Origin of the sequence: Paracoccus maritimus (assembly GCF_025195095.1) — a bacterium.
GTDB lineage: Bacteria > Pseudomonadota > Alphaproteobacteria > Rhodobacterales > Rhodobacteraceae > Paracoccus > Paracoccus maritimus.
Genome location: NZ_JANAVZ010000002.1, coordinates 205176 through 222729, shown reverse-complemented (window position 1 = coordinate 222729; position 17554 = coordinate 205176). Strand labels below are relative to the sequence as shown.

16 protein-coding genes and 1 pseudogene are annotated in these 17554 nt (G+C 64.3%); 5 read left to right on the top strand and 12 right to left on the bottom strand.

The window, feature by feature from the left end; all coding sequences use genetic code 11:
- The first annotated feature begins 88 nt into the window (after window positions 1-88).
- On the top strand, window positions 89-1498 hold the full coding sequence (locus tag MU516_RS04125) for a M20/M25/M40 family metallo-hydrolase (RefSeq protein WP_260275924.1): 1410 nt from the start codon (window positions 89-91) through the stop codon (window positions 1496-1498).
- 272 nt (window positions 1499-1770) lie between these two features.
- Here MU516_RS04125 and MU516_RS04120 read toward each other — a convergent pair whose 3' ends face one another.
- The 9 genes and pseudogenes from MU516_RS04120 to gmk all read right to left on the bottom strand — a co-directional run bounded on the left by MU516_RS04120 (window position 1771) and on the right by gmk (window position 11197).
- Complete coding sequence (locus MU516_RS04120) at window positions 1771-2094, bottom strand: 2Fe-2S iron-sulfur cluster-binding protein (RefSeq protein WP_260275923.1); 324 nt, start codon at window positions 2092-2094, stop codon at window positions 1771-1773.
- A 107-nt stretch (window positions 2095-2201) separates the two neighbouring features.
- The gene (locus MU516_RS04115) at window positions 2202-3758 is read right to left on the bottom strand and encodes a DegQ family serine endoprotease (RefSeq protein WP_260275921.1); all 1557 of its coding nucleotides are present in this window, start codon (window positions 3756-3758) and stop codon (window positions 2202-2204) included.
- 623 nt (window positions 3759-4381) lie between these two features.
- Window positions 4382-5341 (bottom strand): annotated as a pseudogene (gene hflC, locus MU516_RS04110) (protease modulator HflC); the annotation flags it as partial.
- Complete coding sequence (gene hflK / locus MU516_RS04105; protein ID WP_260275919.1) at window positions 5341-6588, bottom strand: FtsH protease activity modulator HflK; 1248 nt, start codon at window positions 6586-6588, stop codon at window positions 5341-5343. The pseudogene hflC and the gene hflK, both read right to left, overlap by 1 nt.
- A gap of 116 nt (window positions 6589-6704) precedes the next feature.
- A complete protein-coding gene (gene gorA / locus MU516_RS04100; RefSeq protein ID WP_260275918.1) occupies window positions 6705-8084 on the bottom strand; it encodes a glutathione-disulfide reductase in 1380 nt (459 codons plus the stop codon).
- Between the two features lie 5 nt (window positions 8085-8089).
- The gene (gene rpiA / locus MU516_RS04095) at window positions 8090-8845 is read right to left on the bottom strand and encodes a ribose-5-phosphate isomerase RpiA (protein WP_260275917.1); all 756 of its coding nucleotides are present in this window, start codon (window positions 8843-8845) and stop codon (window positions 8090-8092) included.
- A 95-nt stretch (window positions 8846-8940) separates the two neighbouring features.
- Window positions 8941-10050: a sensor histidine kinase gene (locus tag MU516_RS04090; protein WP_260275916.1), complete on the bottom strand. Its 1110-nt coding sequence runs from the start codon at window positions 10048-10050 to the stop codon at window positions 8941-8943.
- Window positions 10047-10568, bottom strand: coding sequence for a gamma carbonic anhydrase family protein (locus tag MU516_RS04085; protein ID WP_260275915.1), 522 nt, complete (start codon window positions 10566-10568; stop codon window positions 10047-10049). Before MU516_RS04085 ends, MU516_RS04090 begins: the two co-directional genes overlap by 4 nt.
- Window positions 10565-11197 carry a guanylate kinase gene (gene gmk, locus MU516_RS04080; protein ID WP_260275914.1) on the bottom strand — a complete coding sequence of 211 codons (633 nt, stop codon included), beginning with the start codon at window positions 11195-11197 and terminating at the stop codon, window positions 10565-10567. Before gmk ends, MU516_RS04085 begins: the two co-directional genes overlap by 4 nt.
- A 261-nt stretch (window positions 11198-11458) precedes the next feature.
- On the opposite strand from gmk, the gene MU516_RS04075 reads away from it, so the two are divergent.
- Window positions 11459-12277 (top strand): PAS domain-containing protein, encoded by an 819-nt coding sequence (locus tag MU516_RS04075; RefSeq protein WP_260275913.1) that lies wholly within the window; start codon window positions 11459-11461, stop codon window positions 12275-12277.
- Here MU516_RS04075 and MU516_RS04070 read toward each other — a convergent pair.
- The 3 genes from MU516_RS04070 to tgt form a co-directional block, all read right to left on the bottom strand.
- Entirely contained in the window at window positions 12274-13251 is a 978-nt protein-coding gene (locus tag MU516_RS04070; RefSeq protein WP_260275912.1) for a GNAT family N-acetyltransferase, read from the bottom strand. The two genes, MU516_RS04075 and MU516_RS04070, sit on opposite strands and share 4 nt — an antisense overlap.
- A 4-nt stretch (window positions 13252-13255) precedes the next feature.
- Window positions 13256-14437 carry a ribonuclease D gene (rnd, locus tag MU516_RS04065; protein ID WP_425606808.1) on the bottom strand — a complete coding sequence of 394 codons (1182 nt, stop codon included), beginning with the start codon at window positions 14435-14437 and terminating at the stop codon, window positions 13256-13258.
- Window positions 14438-14549: 112 nt separating this feature from the next.
- The gene (tgt, locus tag MU516_RS04060) at window positions 14550-15680 is read right to left on the bottom strand and encodes a tRNA guanosine(34) transglycosylase Tgt (RefSeq protein ID WP_260275910.1); all 1131 of its coding nucleotides are present in this window, start codon (window positions 15678-15680) and stop codon (window positions 14550-14552) included.
- A gap of 132 nt (window positions 15681-15812) precedes the next feature.
- Between tgt and MU516_RS04055 the strand changes: the two genes are divergently transcribed.
- From MU516_RS04055 to tpiA, 3 genes are all read left to right on the top strand, one after another.
- A complete protein-coding gene (locus tag MU516_RS04055; protein ID WP_209055031.1) occupies window positions 15813-16169 on the top strand; it encodes an SUF system Fe-S cluster assembly protein in 357 nt (118 codons plus the stop codon).
- 147 nt (window positions 16170-16316) lie between these two features.
- Window positions 16317-16691 (top strand): HesB/IscA family protein, encoded by a 375-nt coding sequence (locus MU516_RS04050; protein ID WP_260275909.1) that lies wholly within the window; start codon window positions 16317-16319, stop codon window positions 16689-16691.
- A 100-nt stretch (window positions 16692-16791) separates the two neighbouring features.
- Window positions 16792-17541, top strand: coding sequence for a triose-phosphate isomerase (tpiA, locus tag MU516_RS04045; RefSeq protein ID WP_260275908.1), 750 nt, complete (start codon window positions 16792-16794; stop codon window positions 17539-17541).
- Window positions 17542-17554: the final 13 nt, after the last annotated feature.

Below are 17554 nucleotides of genomic sequence, written 5' to 3'. Positions count from 1 at the left end.
TTCTTGAAAATGACAGGTCAAAATTGTCGCAGCGGGACCAAAGTCCCTATAGAAAACCAAGGAAATCAGTCAAAATAGGATGCGAAAAATGGGGCAAGGAACGGATCTTGACGCCGTGCTGGCGCGACTGGATGCGGGGCGCGGGGCCGCCATCGACAGACTGCTGGAGTTCCTGCGCATTCCCTCGATCTCGACCGATCCGGCGCACAGCCAGGATGTGCGCTCGGCCGCGGAATGGCTGCAGAAAGAACTGACGGAACTGGGTTTCGATGCGACGATCCACGACACGACCGGGCACCCGATGGTCGTCGCACGCTCTCACACAGGTACGGAAAGACCCCTGCTTTTCTACGGACATTACGATGTCCAGCCGGTCGATCCGCTGGACCTGTGGCACCGCCCGCCGTTCGACCCGGCGGTCGAGACGACCGACGACGGAGAGGTCATCCGTGGCCGCGGTGCGGCGGATGACAAGGGTCAGTTAATGACGTTCGTCGAGGCATTCCGCGCTTGGCGCGATGTGCACGGTCAGCTTCCATCCGACCTGATCCTGCTGTTCGAGGGGGAAGAGGAATCCGGCTCGCCTTCGCTGCGGCCTTTCCTGCAGGACCACGCCGACGATCTGCGCGCGTCGCTGGCAATGATCTGTGACACATCGATGTATTCGGACGGACGCCCCGCGATCACCACCCAACTGCGCGGGCTGGTCGGCGAGGAAGTCGTCCTTCGCGGCGCCGATCGCGATCTGCATTCGGGCAGTTTCGGCGGACTGGCCGCGAACCCGATCATGGTGCTGGCGCAGGCACTGGGGTCGCTGAAGGATGGGCAAGGTCGGGTCACCCTGCCCGGTTTCTACGATGGCGTCCACGACCTTGACGACGCGTTGCGCGACGACTGGCAGGCCCTGGGTTTCGACGCCGAGGCGTTCCTGAAACGCGTCGGGTTGCGCATCCCGATCGGTGAGGACGGCCGCACCCCGCTGGAGATGGTCTGGAACCGCCCCACCTGCGAGATCAACGGCATCGCCGGCGGATATGCCGGCGACGGCTTCAAGACCGTGCTGCCCGCCGAAGCCCGCGCCAAGGTCAGCTTCCGGCTGACCGGATCCCAGGAACCCGCTGCGGTTCGCGCGGCGTTTCGCGACCATGTCCGCCGCTTCGTGCCTGATGACTGCGAGGTCGAGTTTCATCCGCACGGCGCCAGCCCCGCCAGTGTCATGGACGTGTCCGATCCGGCGTTCAATGCCGCGAAAGCCGCGCTGAGCGAAGAATGGGGGCGTGAGGCAGCCTTCATCGGGGCGGGCGGCTCGATCCCCATCGCCGGAGACTTCAAGCAGATCCTGGGTATGGATTCGATGCTGATCGGTTTTGGAAGCGATGACGACCGCATCCATTCTCCGAACGAGAAATACGATGTCAGCAGCTTTCAGAAGGGCGCGCGGTCCTGGGCGCGTATCCTGTCCGCGCTGCGGCCTGCGCAGGGCACCACATCATCATGAGAAGCGGCGCCGCGGAACTTTCCACGGCGATTAACGACAAATTAATCATATTGCGCCAAGAAGGCTGTGCGGAGATGGCAGGACGACCAGATCCGCACCCAGCCAGTCACCCCGGTCCCCGCGCGGTCCCCTTCGCCGGAACCGGGGTGATCTTCACGACTGCGGCCGGGACCGGCGATGAACCTTCGTCGAGTTTCCGCACGTCAATAGGAAGGCGAGGAACACCCACATTCCCGCCTGCAACCGGTTGAATGCCAGTAACTCTCGTCGAATCAGATCTGACGTTCGGGCATCTGAACCACCAGCCCGTCCAGATCTTCGGACACCTTGATCTGGCACGTAAGGCGCGACCGCTGGGGGTCGGGTTCATAGGCAAAGTCCAGCATGTCTTCTTCCATCGGGTCCTTCGCCGGCAGCTTTTCCAGCCACGCGGGATCCACATAGACGTGGCAGGTAGAGCAGGCGCAGGCCCCGCCGCAATCGGCGTCGATGCCGGGAATGCCGTTGTCGCGCGCCCCTTCCATCACGGTCATGCCGGGCTTGACCTCGACCTCATGCCGGGTGCCGTTGTGTTCGATATAGGTGATCTTCGCCATGGCTCGTCTTTCCTTGCTGCGGATCAGATATTCAATCCCGGCCGCAATGAAAAGAGGCGGACCGGACGGCCCGCCTCGTCTGTGTCTCGGGCTCGGCGCCGTCGCGGTCAGTCCGCCTGCGGAATCGGCAGCGCGACAAAGCGCGGCTCGCCCGCGCGTCGGATCAGCACCAGAAGCGACTTGCGCCCGGCTTCGCGCGCCTCGTCGATCCGGTCGTTCAGATCGGAAACGCTGGCCACCGGCTGCTGACCGGCCTCGGTGATGATGTCACCGGCGGCAAGCCCTTTGTCGGCGGCCACCCCTTCGGGATCGACCGACTTTACTGCCAGCCCCTGCACATCACCGTCGATGCCCAATTCCGCGGCAATTTCTGGCGTCAGAGTGGAAAGCGTCATTCCCAGAAGCTCGGATTCGCTCGGCGCCTGCGGGTCCGCACTGGGGGCTTCGTTGCCCTCGGCCACCTCGCGCCGTCCCAGCGTCACGCTGAGGGTCACGGGTTCGCCGTCGCGCTGAACGATCACGTCCACCGCCTCGCCGGCCGGTGCCTCGGCGACGCGACGGACAAGGCCGCGCGTATCCTCGACTTCGGCACCGTCAAAGCTGGTGATCACATCGCCCGATTTCATTCCGGCATCCTTTGCCGGACCGTCCGGCACGTCAGTGACCATCGCGCCCTGTTCTTCGGACAGTCCCAGCGCCTCGGCCATGTCGGGCGTCACGTCCTGGATCTTGACACCCAGCCATCCGCGCCGTGTTTCGCCGTATTCGCGCAGCTGGTTGACGACCTTGCTGACCACGTTCGATGCCATCGAGAAGCCGATCCCGATCGACCCGCCATTGGGAGACAGGATCGCCGTGTTCACCCCGATCACGTCGCCGTTCATGTCGAACAAAGGCCCGCCGGAATTGCCGCGGTTGATCGCCGCGTCGGTCTGCAGGTAATCGTCGTAGGTGCCCGACAATTCCCGATTGCGTGCCGACACGATGCCGGTGGAGGCCGAGAAGCCCTGTCCCAGCGGGTTCCCCAGCGCAAGCACCCAGTCGCCGACGCGTGCAACGTCGGAATCGCCGAATTTCACGAACGGAATCGGGTCGTCACTTTCGACCTTCAGAACGGCAACATCGGTATTCGGATCGGTGCCCACGACCTCGGCCGGAAGCGTGTTGCCGGAATAGAATTCGACCTCGATCTCATCGGCGCCATCAATGACGTGATTGTTCGTCACGATATATCCGTCGGCCGAAATGACGAACCCGGACCCTAGCGCATTGGACCGCTGCGGCATCCTGCGCTGCTGCCCGTCGGGACCAGGCATGCCCGGAAAGCCGAAATCGCGAAACAGGTCGGAAAACGGGCTGCCCTCGGGGAACATCGGCCCCTGACCGCCCGCGGGTTGGGTGACCACCGACGTGGTCGTGATGTTCACCACGGCGGGCGAAACCTTCTCGACCAGATCGGCAAAGCTGGCCTGCGCGGCCTGCGGATTGGCCCCGTCAGTGACATTGGCCCCCAAGGGCTGGTTGTTGTTCGCCGCCTCCTGAGCCTGCTGGCTGGCTTCGGGCGAGACATCGGTTGTCGCCTGCTGCGCGCCTGCAATGCCAAGACCGACCGTTACGGCAAGAACCGACGCGGTCAGGAGGTGCCGAGGAGAAAGCGTCTTCATGCTGGATGTCCTCATCTTTCGAATTTCGTCGCAGCGCATGGGCTGCCCTGCGAACGGGTTTGATATGAAAGGGATTTGGTGGCGCGTTGCAAATAAACCACGCTCTCGGACAGTGAACTGATCGTGACTTTTGTTGCAGCATCCGTTTCGCGCGTCAAATGCCAGCGACATGTGCTGGTTGTCGCATCTCACAAGGGACGGTCCTTGAAACCCACCATCCGCTCACAGCAGGCATCAGGCTGCAGCGGCTTGGCCGAAAAGAAAAGGGGCGGCCATGCAGCCGCCCCCGCATCTCAGTTCGTGGCAGGCGCCGGCGCTTCCTCTTCGGTCGCGGCGTCTACGGTCGCGGGATCCTCGGTTGCGGGATCAACCGAACTCTCTGGATCTGCCGCGTCGGCCGCGGGGGCGTCCTGCCCCGCTGCATCCCCGGCTGCATCGTTCTGACCTTCATCGGCCGGTTCCGGCTGCGCGCCGCTCTCGCTGGCGGGCGGCACGACGCTGGAGGGTTGTTCCGGCGGTGTGGCAAGGCTTTCAGGCACGGGTGTCAGCTTGACCCCCGCTGATTCCCCCAGCGGGTTGCCCTCACGGTCGGTCACCTTCGGCGTCACAAGTTCCTCATCGGTCTCGCCTGCGGCAGCGGACGACCCGGCATTGCTTCTGGCCGACGATCCCGGCGGAACCGGGGCCGGTGCCGGTTCGGCACGTTCAGAACCCGCGTCGCGCAGATAGGTGAAGAATTCGCCATTGGGCTGCATCACCATGCTGCTGTTCTGGCCTTTCAGCGCGCGTTCATACGAGGTCATCGACCGGGTAAAGGCAAAGAACTCGGGGTCGCGACCGAATGCGTCGGCATAGATCGCGTTGCGTTCGGCGTCGGCCTCACCACGGACGATCTCGGCCCGTTTCTGGGCTTCGGATGTCAGTTCCACCACGGTCCGGTCGGCAGCGGCGCGAACGCGCTGCGCGGCCTCGCCACCGCGGGCGATCTCGTCTGCGGCCTCGCGCTGACGTTCGGCGCGCATCCTTGCATAGGTCGCGTTCAGGTTCTGCTCGGGCAGGTCCGTCCGGGTCAGGCGCACGTCGATGATCTCGACCCCCAGCCCGGACGAATTGTTGCGTGCCTCATCGCGGATCTGGTTCATCAGCGTGGTCCGGTCATCGGACAGCACATTCGTGGATGGAACCGAGCCCAGCACCTCGCGGATGGCGGCGTTCACGATCGGTTCCAACCGGCCCTGGGCGGCCTGGATGCCACCGGTGCCGACGGCCTGACGGAAACGCACCGGATCGGTGATCCGCCAGCGCGCAAAGGCATCGACGACAAGGCGGCGGTCATCCAGCGGCGTGACTTCCAGGGGCGATGTGGGCAGGCCCAGGATGCGGTCGTCATACTTCACGACATTGTCCAGAAACGGCACCTTCACGCCCAGACCCGGCTGTTCCTGAACATCCACGACCCGGCCCAGACGCAGGACCAGCGCCTTTTCGCGTTCGTCCACGATGAAGATCGACGCCATTCCGACGACGCCCACCACGACCAGCGCGGGGATTGCGAGGGCTGAAAACTTCCAAGCGCGTGCCATCAGTTCGTTCCTCCGGTCGTCATCGAGCTGCGATTGGTGTTGTCCGCGTTGCTGCTGTCACCGCCAGAGCCTTGCGACCGGCGCAACTGATCAAGCGGCAGATAGGGCACCACCCCGGAACCACCCTCGGTCGTGCCATCGTCAAGAATGACCTTGTCCACGTCGCCCAGAACCTTTTCCATCGTCTCAAGATACATCCGTCTGCGCGTCACCTCGGGGGCCTTCACATATTCCTCGTAGATCGAGTTGAAGCGCGATGCCTCACCCTGGGCGTTGTTGACGGCCTCGGCACGATACCCCTCGGCCTGCTCCAGCGTTGCGGCGGCGTCGCCGCGTGCCTGTGCAAGGACGCGGTTGGCATAGGCATCGGCCTCTTTCTCCAGCCGGTCGCGTTCCTGCTGCGCGGCCTGCACCTCGCGGAAGGCGTCAATCACCTCGCTTGGCGGATCCGCGCGGTCGAGGTTCACACGAACCACGTTGATGCCGGACTGATAGGCGTCCAGCGTTCGTTGCGCGGCGTCGCGAAGATCGCTTGCGATGGCACCCCGATCGCGGTTCAGGATCGGCGCCAGTTCGGACCGCGCGATGATGTCGCGCATCGCGGATTCGGCGACCGCCCGGATCGTGTCCGACGGGTCGGCAAGGTTGAACAGGTATTTCTCGGGGTCCGAGATGTTCCAGACAAGCTGATACTCCATGTCCACGATATTCTGATCGCGGGTCAGCATCAGGCCGCTGTCCATCGGGCCGGACCGGCCCGTCCCGATCTCGGTCACGCGTTCGTTCGTCACCGGAACGACCTCGGCGGTCACGAAAGGCCATGGGGCAAAGTTCAGACCTTCGGTTCCGACGGCAACCGCACGACCGAACAGGAACTCGACGCTCTTTTCGTTGGTCTGGACGCGATAGAAGCTGGAAAAGCCCCACACCGCTACGGCGACAAGCCCGGCGATGGCAAGCGTGGAACGGTTCAACCCGAAGCTGGGACCCGAGGGGCGTTTTCCGCCCCCGCCGCCACCGTTATTGCCGCCGCCCCGGCCACCCATCAGAACGCGCAGGCGTTCTTGGCCCTTCTTCATCAATTCCTCGATCTCGGGCATCTGCTCACCACCCTGACCGGGCCGGCGCGGGCCGCCGCGCGGGGGCTGCTGGTCGCCCCAGGGGCGGTTCGACGGACGCTTGCCGCGATCGTCGTCATCGTCCCCACCACCATTGCCGCCACCGCCCCAAGGGCCCTGATTTGCCATATGCTCGACCTTCCTTCCCTGATATTTCGTGCCAAGGAAACTGGGGTCCAGCGCACGAATGTGCAACCCTGATCGCCCTCGTTTCCAACCGGATTCCGTGCGGCAGACGGCCGCGCCTAGTTGTCGTCCGCTGGGTAGCGACGCGCGGGATGGCGCATCGTCACCAATTCTTCCGCTGCGGTCGGATGAACGGCCATGGTCGCATCGAAATCGGCCTTGGTGCAGCCCATCGTGATCGGAATCCCGACCAACTGGATCATCTCGCCCGCCTCGGGGCCAAAGATATGGCAGCCCAGCACCTTGTCGCTTTCAGGATCGACCAGCAGCTTCATCATGGTCCGCGCATCCGATCCCGCGAACATCGACCGCATCGGTCTGAAGACGGCCGAATACACATCCACTGGTCCGCGCTTTCGGGCCTGTTCTTCGGTCAGGCCGATGGTGCCCAGTTCGCACGGGCGCAGATAGACCGCACTGGCCACCGGTTCGTGGCTGACCTTGCGCGCCTTGGCCCCGAACACTGTGTCGGCGAAGGCGTGGCCTTCGCGGATCGCGACAGGCGTCAGATTCACCCGGTCGGTCACGTCGCCCACCGCAAAGATCGACGGGACAGAGCTTTGTGACCATTCGTCCACCTCGATCGCGCCGTTGTCGCGCAGCCGGACCCCGGTATTCTCAAGCCCCAGATCGCTGGTATAGGGATCACGACCGGTCGCGAAGAACACCGCATCGAAATGGTCCGCGTTGCCATCGTCGAAATGCGCAACGATACGGCCTGCGTCGCGTTCCAGTCGGGTCGGCGACACCCCGAGGCGCAGATCGACACCGATCGATTGCAACTGCAGCGTCGCCATTTCCCGCGCCTCGCGGTCAAATCCGCGCAGCACCGCATCGCCACGATAGGCCTGCACGGTACCGACGCCCAGCCCGTTCAGGATGGTCGCGAATTCGCAGGCGATGAAGCCGCCGCCGATCAGCAATGCACGACGCGGCAGTTCATCCAGAAGAAACAGGTCGTCCGAGATCAGGCCCAGCTCTTCTCCGGGAATGCCGATCTTCGAGGGTCGGCCGCCAACAGCGATCAGAATGTGCTTTGCCGTCTTGCGGGTTCCGTCGGCCAGTTCGACGGTGTGATGATCGACCAGCCTTGCACGTTGATGAAATATCTCGACCCCGGCCTTTTCGGCATTCGCCCCGTATGCGCGTTCAAGCCGGTTCAGTTCCTCGTCCAGTTTTTCGCGAAACAGATGCCAATCAAAATGCCCGCTTTCGGCCGCCGACCAGCCATAGCCTCGCATTTCCTCGGCCATCTGCGTTGCCTGGCTGGCAAAAATCATCAGCTTTTTGGGCACGCAGCCGCGAATGACGCAGGTGCCGCCCATCCGGCTTTCCTCGGCCAGACCGACCCGCGCGCCGTGTTCGCCTGCTGCAATGCGCGCGGCACGTACCCCGCCCGAGCCGCCGCCGATGACGAACAGATCATAGTCGAATGTCATGAAGTTCAATCCCCTTCACCGGCTAGAAGATCGGCGTCTATTCCCTCGTCGCGATCCAGTTCGACGACCGTTCCGTCCGACTTGCCGATGATCGCCAGATCGCACATGCCCAGAAACAGCCCGTGTTCCACGACGCCCGGGATCGCCGATAACGCGCGGGCCAGCGCCACCGCGTCGGGGATCGCCTCCAGATGCAGATCCAGGATCACGTTCCCTTCATCCGTCACCCACGGATCGCTGCCCTTCAGCCGCTGCATCACGTCATGCCCGCCCAGATCCTGCGCCTGCAACGCCCGCCGGATCAGGGTTCGGGTGGTTTCGAACCCGAATTGCAGCACCTCGACCGGCAGCGGGAAGGCGCCAAGTCGGTCGACGACCTTACCCGGATCGGCGATCACCACCATCCGGTCGCTGGCGGCTGCGACGATCTTTTCGCGCAGATGCGCGCCACCGCCGCCCTTGATCAGATGCAGGTCGGGATCGACCTCATCCGCGCCGTCAATGGTCAGGTCCAACCAGCCGATCTGGTCCAGCGGCTCGACATTCAGCCCAAGGCTTTCGGCCAACTCGGCCGTCGCCTGGGACGTGGCGGCGCAGCGCAGCTTCAGCCCGTCAGCCGCGGCGCGGGCGGCCAGTTCGCGCACCATCACGCTGGCGGTCGAGCCGGTGCCAAGACCCAGCTTCATGCCATCCTCGACCAACGCCACGGCGGCGCGCGCAGCCGCAAGCTTGGCGGGATCGGGTTGCGAAGATAGCGACATCGGACTTCCCTTCTTGTCGGTTTGCACCGGTTATAGGCGATGGCGTCCGCAAGGGCGAGGGGTCGCCCGCCCGGCCCTTGCCCACCGTTTCCGTTCTAGGCTCGGGTCAGCTTCTCGGGCAGGATCACGGTGAAGCGGCTGCCCTCAGCCTTGCGGCTTTCGATCTTCAGGCGGCCGCGATGGCGATTGACGATATGCTTGACGATCGCCAATCCAAGACCGGTTCCGCCTTGGGCACGCGAGCGATGTGTATCGACGCGATAGAAACGTTCGGTAAGCCGCGGCAGATGGCGTTCGTCAATGCCCTCTCCCCGGTCGGAAATATCCACGGCCAGCGCCGGGCCGCGCATCAGCGGCTCATACTCGATCCGGCGCAGCCGGACGCCCAGATGACCGCCGCTTGAAGCGTATTTCAAGGCATTCTCGATCAGGTTCTGGAACACCTGCACAAGCTGATCGGGGTCGCCGGGCAGCAGACGGCTGCCTTCCAGCCCTTCGGTTTCGACCTCGACCCCCGCAGCTTCGGTCGCCTGCGCCATCGTGGCCAAAACCCCGCGCAGCATCATCGGCAGATCAACTTCAGAGGACGGCCGGCGGCGCTCCTCGGCCTGCACGCGGCTGAGTGACAGCAGATCCGCGACCAGCCGGTTCATGCGGTTGGCCTCGCGCTCCATGATGTCCAGGAACCGGTCGCGTGCCTTCGGATCGCCGCGCGCCGGACCGCGCAATGTTTCGATGAAACCGATCATCGCGGTCAACGGCGTTTTCAGCTCGTGGCTGACATTCGCGACGAAATCCCGGCGCATCTGTTCCGCTTCGTCGGCCACAGACTGGTCGATGATCGCAACCGTCGCACCGCGACCCAGCGCAGCGGGCAGCGGGGCAACCGTGATCTCGGCGGCGATGTCGCGGCCATCCGCGATGACTTGGGCACGCAGGCTGACGACGCCTTCAGGCGGGGTCGGCAAGGCTGGATCGGGCGGCGGCGCGGGGTGACTGTCAGGCTGCAACACCCAGTCCACGGCCTCGACCACGGCGGGATGGCGAAGGACCGTGACGAAGGGGCGATCCAGCAGATCGGGGCCGAACAACGATGTGGCGGCGGCGTTGGCCGCAATCGTTCGGGCGCGCCCATCGACGGCCAGCATCGGCACCGGAACGCCGCTGAGAAAGGCGTCCGCATTGCGCTGTGTCGCGCGGCTCATTCCACGCGCCGCAGCCCGGCGCGGAACCGCGCAGCATTGGCGCGATACCGTGACGCCGACTGCGACAGCGTCGCGCGCGCCGCGTCGTCCAGCATCCGCACGATCTTGCCGGGCGTGCCCATCACCAAGGCGCCGGGCGGGATCTCTTTGCCCTCGGCGACCAGCGCGCCCGCCCCGATCAGCGCACCCGCGCCGATCACGGCGCCGTTCAGGATCGTCGCTCCCATGCCGATCAGCGCGCCGTCGCCAATGGTGCAGCCATGCAGCATCGCGCGATGCCCGATGGTGCAGTCCGCGCCAATGGTCAGGGGATAACCCATATCCGTGTGGCAGACGCATAGATCCTGCAGGTTGCTGCCGCGGCCGAGGCGGATTTCCTCGTTGTCGCCACGCAGCACCGCGCCCCACCAGACCGACGCCTCGTCTTCCAGCACGACGCGCCCGATCAATTGCGCGTCGGGCGCGGCCCAGGCGCTGTCCGCGATCTGCGGCGAGATGCCATCCAGTTCCCAGATCACGCGCTTTCCTCCTCCATCAGGCGTTTGACGAACCGGCCAAGCCCGGCCTGCCGGTCACGCCGCAGCCGTTCGGCGGTCAGGATCGCACGCAGCCGATCCTCGGTCCCGTCCAGATCTTCATTGACCAGAACATAATCGTATTCCGCCCAATGGCTGATCTCGGACCGGCTTTTCTGCATGCGGCCCGCGATGACCTGATCGCTGTCCTGCCCGCGCGCGCGCAGGCGCCGCTCCAGCTCTGGCAGGGACGGTGGCAGCACGAAGATCGACACCACATGCCCGCCAAGCGCCGAGGCGCGGATCTGCTGGCCGCCCTGCCAGTCGACATCGAACAACGTGTCGCGGCCCTGACGCATTGCCGCCTCGACCGGGCTGCGCGGGCTGCCGTAAAGATTGCCGAACACCTCGGCATGTTCCAGCATCTGTCCGTCGGCAACCATGTCGCGAAACATGTCGGGCGTGGTGAAATAATAATGCTGTCCGTCGATCTCGCCGGGACGCGGAGGCCGGGTCGTGGCAGACACGGAAAAGCGCAGATCGCCGTCCCAATCCATCAGCCGGCGTGCAAGCGTCGATTTTCCCGCACCCGAAGGCGATGACAGGATGATCAGCAACCCGGTGCGGTCCATCTGCGTATTCCCTTTCGCACGGCTATCGCCGAACGGGATGGACCAGCGATGGGGAAGGGTCAAGACCCCGGCCAGCGCGCCATGGGCGGGACGCGGGAGGCGATCGGCAATCGCGCCTATTTCGACCTTCGTGTGGTTGTCTTAACCATTCGTTAGGAAACGACTCGGCATGGATGCGGGCTTCGGCGTATCCTGCGCACAGTCATATACCCGTGCGCGAATGGCAGCGGGTCGGTGTTCAGGTTTAACGAGGTTCCGGACGTGTCCGACGGCAAAGGCAAGGACGAACAGCAAGGCACGGACGACCTGCCGCCGTCGGCGCAGCTTGTACGGCTGTCGGACTTTGACCGGACCCAGCCCGCGCGCCTTCTGGCCGAGATGCGCGATTACTGGCACGGGCTGAGGCGTGGCCGGGCCATCCCCGCGCGATCCGAGATAGAGCCGCGGGGCATTCATCGTGCACTGGATCATGCCTTCATCCTGGAACGCATCGCGCCCGGGGCGGCGCGTTTCCGGCTTGCCGGGCGGCATCTGATCGACCTGATGGGCATGGAGGTGCGCGGCATGCCGCTGTGCGCGTTCCTTAACCCCGGATCCCGCGGACGGCTGTCGGACGTGCTGGAAAGCGTCTTCAGGGCCCCCCAGATCGCCGAGCTGCGCCTGCATGGCAAGGCGGATTATGCCCGCCCCGAACTGCAGGGGCGGATGCTGCTGCTGCCGCTGAGATCGGATCTGGGCGATGTCACGCGCGCTTTGGGTTGCTTGATCGCCGAGGGTCAGACCGGCGTCGCACCGCGCCGGTTCGATCTGATTTCGGAAGAGATCAGTCCGATCATCGAGGGTGGAAAGGTCCTCGCACCAACACCTTCAGTTGCCGGTTTTGGCGAGGATGGCGCACCGTTCGCCCGTCGTGCAAAGCGGGCCAAGCCTGCACGACCTGATCGCTCGGGCACGATCGAGGACGATCCCGAACGGGCGCAGAACGGCCTGCCCAAGGCCGATGGACTGCGGCCTCCGGCACCCCGAACCCCTGAAGAGCGGCGGGCGATGTTCAAGGTGATCCCGGGCAGCGGCAGCTAAAGCCGCGAACGCCAATCCCAGCGATACAACGCGGCAGGTGCCGCTTCGTCACGACCGCAGGATTTCAGCATCCCGTCCTCGACCCGCTGGAAGCCCAGATTCTTCAGCAGCCGCCGCGATGCCATGTTGTCCATGAACACATCGGCCAGCAGTTGCGGCGGATCGAACCGGTCCTGGATCTCGTCCAGGAACGCCCCGACCATTTCCTGTCCAAGCCCCTGCCCGGCCAGCGTCGGATCCAGCCAGTAGAATATCCGTGGCGGATCGCCCGCACTGATCCCGATCGATCCGGCAACGCGGTCCCGATGCCGCACGGTCAGACGCATCGGCGGCAGCAATGACTGATCGTCAAAGATCGTCGCCATCTCATCCAGGCTCATGCCGGGGCGAAACCTCAGCAGCATTCGGGCCACGTCAGGCTGCGTGGTGATGCGGTGCAGGGGTTCAAGATCGGCTGGACGGAAAGCGTCGATGACCAACCTCGCCGTCGTCAGCGAAATACCGTGCCGCGCGGCGAAATCTGCGCGGCTTAGGTGCAGCGTGACCGTCGGCATCATTCGTCCCACGGGCACTGACCAGCTTTCGCCTTCACCCGTTTCGCGAAATCCCAGCCGCGCCAGAAGCCGCGCGGATCGGTGATTGCCGACCAGATGACGCGCGTCGATGCCGTCGTGACCTGCGGCAAACCACCGCGTCAGGCCCAGAACCGCCGCCCGCAGCGCGATGCCGCGCCCCTGAAAACCCGGTGCTACCCAATAGCCCAGATTTTCCGTAAGCCGGATGACGCCCGCAAGCCTGTTACCCGCGCGGATCGCCATTTCGTCCGGTCCGGTGGAATCAATGAACGCCTCGGCCTCGGGCAGGCCATAGGGCCACGGCAGCGCGGTCAGCCAGCGCGCCATGTCCCAGTCGTTCAGAACGCCCGCGATCTGGGGCGCGTCCTCGGGTCGCAGCCGGCCTAGCGTGACCCGCATCGTCCTAGTCTGCCGGCACGACGCGCACGGCCCCGTCCCGTGCCGACAGCGCGATTTCACCCGCCGCAAGGCGCAACGCGTCCTGTCCGAACACTTCCGCGCGCCAGCCGTTCAATGCCGGAAGATCGCGCTGGCCGGTGGCGATGGCATCCAGATCCGCCGAAGACGCGATCAGCTTGGGCGCGACGCCCGCGGCATCGGCCTTGGCTTTCAGAAGCACGCGCAGCAGATCGGACAGGGCTGCGTTGCCGGGCTTGCCGGGCTCTTCCTTCTTGGGCTGCGGCAGATCCTTCGCCTCGAGCCCGGCCTTTACGGACGCGATGATGCCCGCCGCGATATCGCCCCGGCGCGCCTCGCGCAGCAGCAGGCGCGACCGGCCCAGATCCGCCTCGGACGCGGGCTTGGTCGATGCGATCTCGATCATCGCATCGTCCTTGAAGACGCGGCTTCGCGGGATGTCGCGTTCCTGCGCATAGGTTTCGCGGAACTGCGCAAGCTCTCGCAGGATCGCAAGGAAGCGCGGAGAATTCGTGCGGGTGCGGACTTTCAACCAGGCATCTTCGGGCCGGTTGATATAGGTCTCGGGGTCTTCAAGCACCGCGATCTCTTCGGCCAGCCAGCTTTCGCGATCGTTCTTCTTCAACTCGGCGGCAAGGAATTCGTAGATCGCGCGCAGATGGGTGACGTCCGCCAGTGCATAGGCTTTTTGCGCGTCCGACAAGGGCCGGCGCGACCAGTCGGTAAAGCGCGATGACTTGTCCAAGCTGGCCTTGGCAATCTTGCGGACCAGCGTCTCATAGCCGACCTGCTCACCAAAGCCGCAGACCATCGCGGCGACCTGCGTGTCGAACAGCGGTTCGGGAAACAGCTTGGCGTCGTGAAAGAAAATCTCCAGATCCTGGCGCGCGGCGTGGAACACCTTTACGGTCTGCCGGTGGCGGAACAGGTCGTAAAGCGGTTCCAGCGACAGCCCGTCGGACAGCGGATCGACCAGCACCGCCTCTCCGCCCGACTCTTTCGCCGTCGAAGCGGGCGGGATCGCAAGCTGGATCAGGCACAGCTTGGACCAATAGGTCCGCTCGCGCAGGAATTCGGTATCGACGGTGACATAGGGCGCCGATTTCGCGGTCTCGCAGAAACGGGCGAGGTCAGCGGTCCGCGTGATGGTGATGATGTCTTGGCTCATTCGGCTCTTTCAGGCTTTGGGCGGGTCGTCCGCCGATCCGAAGAGGCATAAGCGCAAGCGCGGCAGATGGAAAGAGACAGAGCTTGAGAAGCCGGTTTCCTGCCCGAAAAGACTAGATCGGTGGAATGTCGCCTTCGGCGCGCGTGGCGTGAAACGCGGCGACGAAGTCATCGAGGCGCTGCCCGGCGATGGCCGCACGCAGTCCCGACATCAGATCCTGATAGTAATGCAGGTTGTGCCATGTCAGCAGCATGCCGCTGATCATCTCGCCGGCGCGGAACACATGATGCAGATAGGCGCGGGAATAGCTGCGGCAGGCAGGGCAGCCGCAATTCTCGTCCAGCGGCCGCGGGTCGTCCTGATGGCGGGCATTCTTGATGTTGATCTGCCCGCGCCGGGTCCAGGCCTGTCCGGTCCGACCGGACCGCGAAGGCAGCACGCAATCCATCATGTCCACGCCCCGCTGCACCGCGCCCACAATATCATCCGGCTTGCCGACACCCATCAGGTAACGCGGCTTGTCAGCTGGAAGGAAATCCGGCGCATAATCCAGAACGCCGAACATCGCCTCCTGCCGCTCGCCCACGGCCAGTCCGCCAATGGCGTAGCCGTCGAAGCCGATCCCTGTCAGGGCTTCGGCGGATTCCGCGCGCAGGTCGCGGGTGACGCCGCCCTGCATGATGCCGAACAGGGCATGACCGGGTCGGTCGCCGAACGCGTCGCGCGACCGTTGCGCCCACCGCATCGACAGGCGCATGGATTTGGCCACATCATCCTCGGTCGCGGGCAGCGCGGGGCATTCATCGAAGGCCATCACGATATCGCTGCCCAGAAGACGCTGGATCTCCATGCTGCGTTCGGGGGTCAGATGATGCTTGCTGCCGTCGATATGGCTGGCGAAGGTCACCCCTTCCTCGGTCAGCTTGCGCAGCGGACCCAGGCTCATCACCTGAAAACCGCCCGAATCGGTCAGGATCGGCCGATCCCAGTTCATGAATTTATGCAGTCCGCCCAGACGGTCGATTCGCTCGGCGCCGGGCCGCAACATCAGGTGATAGGTATTGCCCAGAAGAATGTCCGCCCCGGTCTGACGGACGGAATCTGGCAGCATCGCCTTGACCGTCGCGGCGGTGCCCACGGGCATGAAGGCCGGCGTTCGGATCTGGCCGCGCGGCGTGTCGATGACGCCGCTGCGCGCACGCCCGTCTGTGGCCTGCAACGTGAAGGAAAATCGGTCGGACATCGCGGGTGACTGCCTCTGGCGGAAAACCGTGGGTGCTTACCCGCTTTGCCGGCGGGGCGCAACGACGGGCACGCTCTGGACCCAAGGCGGGTGTTGCCCTATATAAATGGTTGGAATTGTCAGGATGACGCGATGACCCAACCGATGATGGAAGGCGCCCCGCTGATCGCGCCTTCAAGCACCGATCACCCGCTTTACGAACAGATCGTCGAAGCGTGCAAGACCGTCTACGACCCCGAGATCCCGGTCAATATCTACGACCTGGGCCTGATCTACACGGTCGAGATCAATGACGCGAACGAGGTTCGGGTGATCATGACGCTGACCGCGCCCGGTTGCCCCGTCGCAGGCGAGATGCCGGGATGGGTCGCGGACGCGATCGAACCGCTTGCCGGCGTGAAGCAGGTCGATGTCGAGATGACCTTTCAGCCGCAATGGGGAATGGACATGATGTCCGACGAGGCCAGGCTGGAACTGGGCTTCATGTAGGACGATGAAGCTGCAGCCAAGTCCGCGTTGCAGGGCTTGGTACAGGCGTCGCCAGATGTTTTCGTCAGAATGAAGCCCGGCGGCGGGGGTTGAGACGTGCTGCCGCGGCACCTATCTTGGTGTGAGGACAAAGAGAAGGTTCCTGCGATGTTTGCCATGCCCGGCACCTCACCCGTGACCATCACACCCGCAGCCGAACGCCAGATCGCACGGCTGATGTCTGGCAAGAACGCCTTCGGCCTGCGCATCGGGCTGAAAAAGGGCGGTTGCGCCGGCATGGAATACACCATGGAACTGGCCGAGGCGCCGGACGCGAATGAAGAAGTCGTCGAACAGGGTGCCGCACGGGTCATGATTGCGCCCATGGCGCAGATGTTCCTGTTCGGAACCGAGATCGACTACCAGACCGATCTTCTGGAATCCGGGTTCAGGTTCCGCAATCCCAACGTCACCGATGCCTGCGGCTGCGGGGAATCCGTGCGGTTCGAGCCGCTTGAGGGAAGTCGCGCCCAAGATATCTGAGACAGCGGCATGCCTGATTACTGCCATGGTTGCGGCGCTATCATGATTGCGCCCCCGGCCTTCCCCGCTTAAGCCAGAGGGGCAGAAAACGGAGGAAACCATGTCACCACGGCGGCTTGCGGCGGGAAACTGGAAGATGAACGGCGATCTTGCGGCCTTGACCCAGATTGATGCCTTGTGCGACGCGTTCCCGGATCCCGGCTGCGATATCCTGATCTGCCCGCCTGCCCTGTTGATCCATCCAGTGAAGGGACGCATCGGCGCGCACCCGATTGCCTTGGGCGGTCAGGATTGCCACACCCGATCCTCCGGGGCGCATACCGGCGACATCTCGGCCGTGCAGTTGAAGGATGTCGGCGCGGATTACGTCATCGTCGGCCATTCTGAACGCCGCGCAGATCATGGTGAAACCGATGATGACATTGCCGCCAAGGCGGCAGCCGCGCACGAGGCCGACCTGATTGCGATTATCTGCGTGGGCGAGACCGAGGCGCAGCGCGATTCTGGCCAGACCTTGGAGGTGATCGAAACCCAGCTTGCAGGTTCGGTCCCTCCGGGCGCAACTGCCCTGAACACCGTCATCGCCTACGAGCCCGTCTGGGCGATCGGCTCGGGGCGCACCCCGACGAAAGATCAGATCGCCGAGGTCCACGGCCGCATACGCGCCGTTCTTGCCCAAAGGATCCGAGACGCCGCCGATCTGCGCTTGTTGTATGGTGGCAGCGTCAAGCCGTCGAACGCCGCCGAGATCTTTGCAATCGCCGATGTGGATGGCGCGCTGGTGGGCGGCGCAAGCCTGAAAGCTGATGATTTCGGCGCTATCATCCGGGCCTTGGGCGAAGCCGGATGATGCATACGCAAGG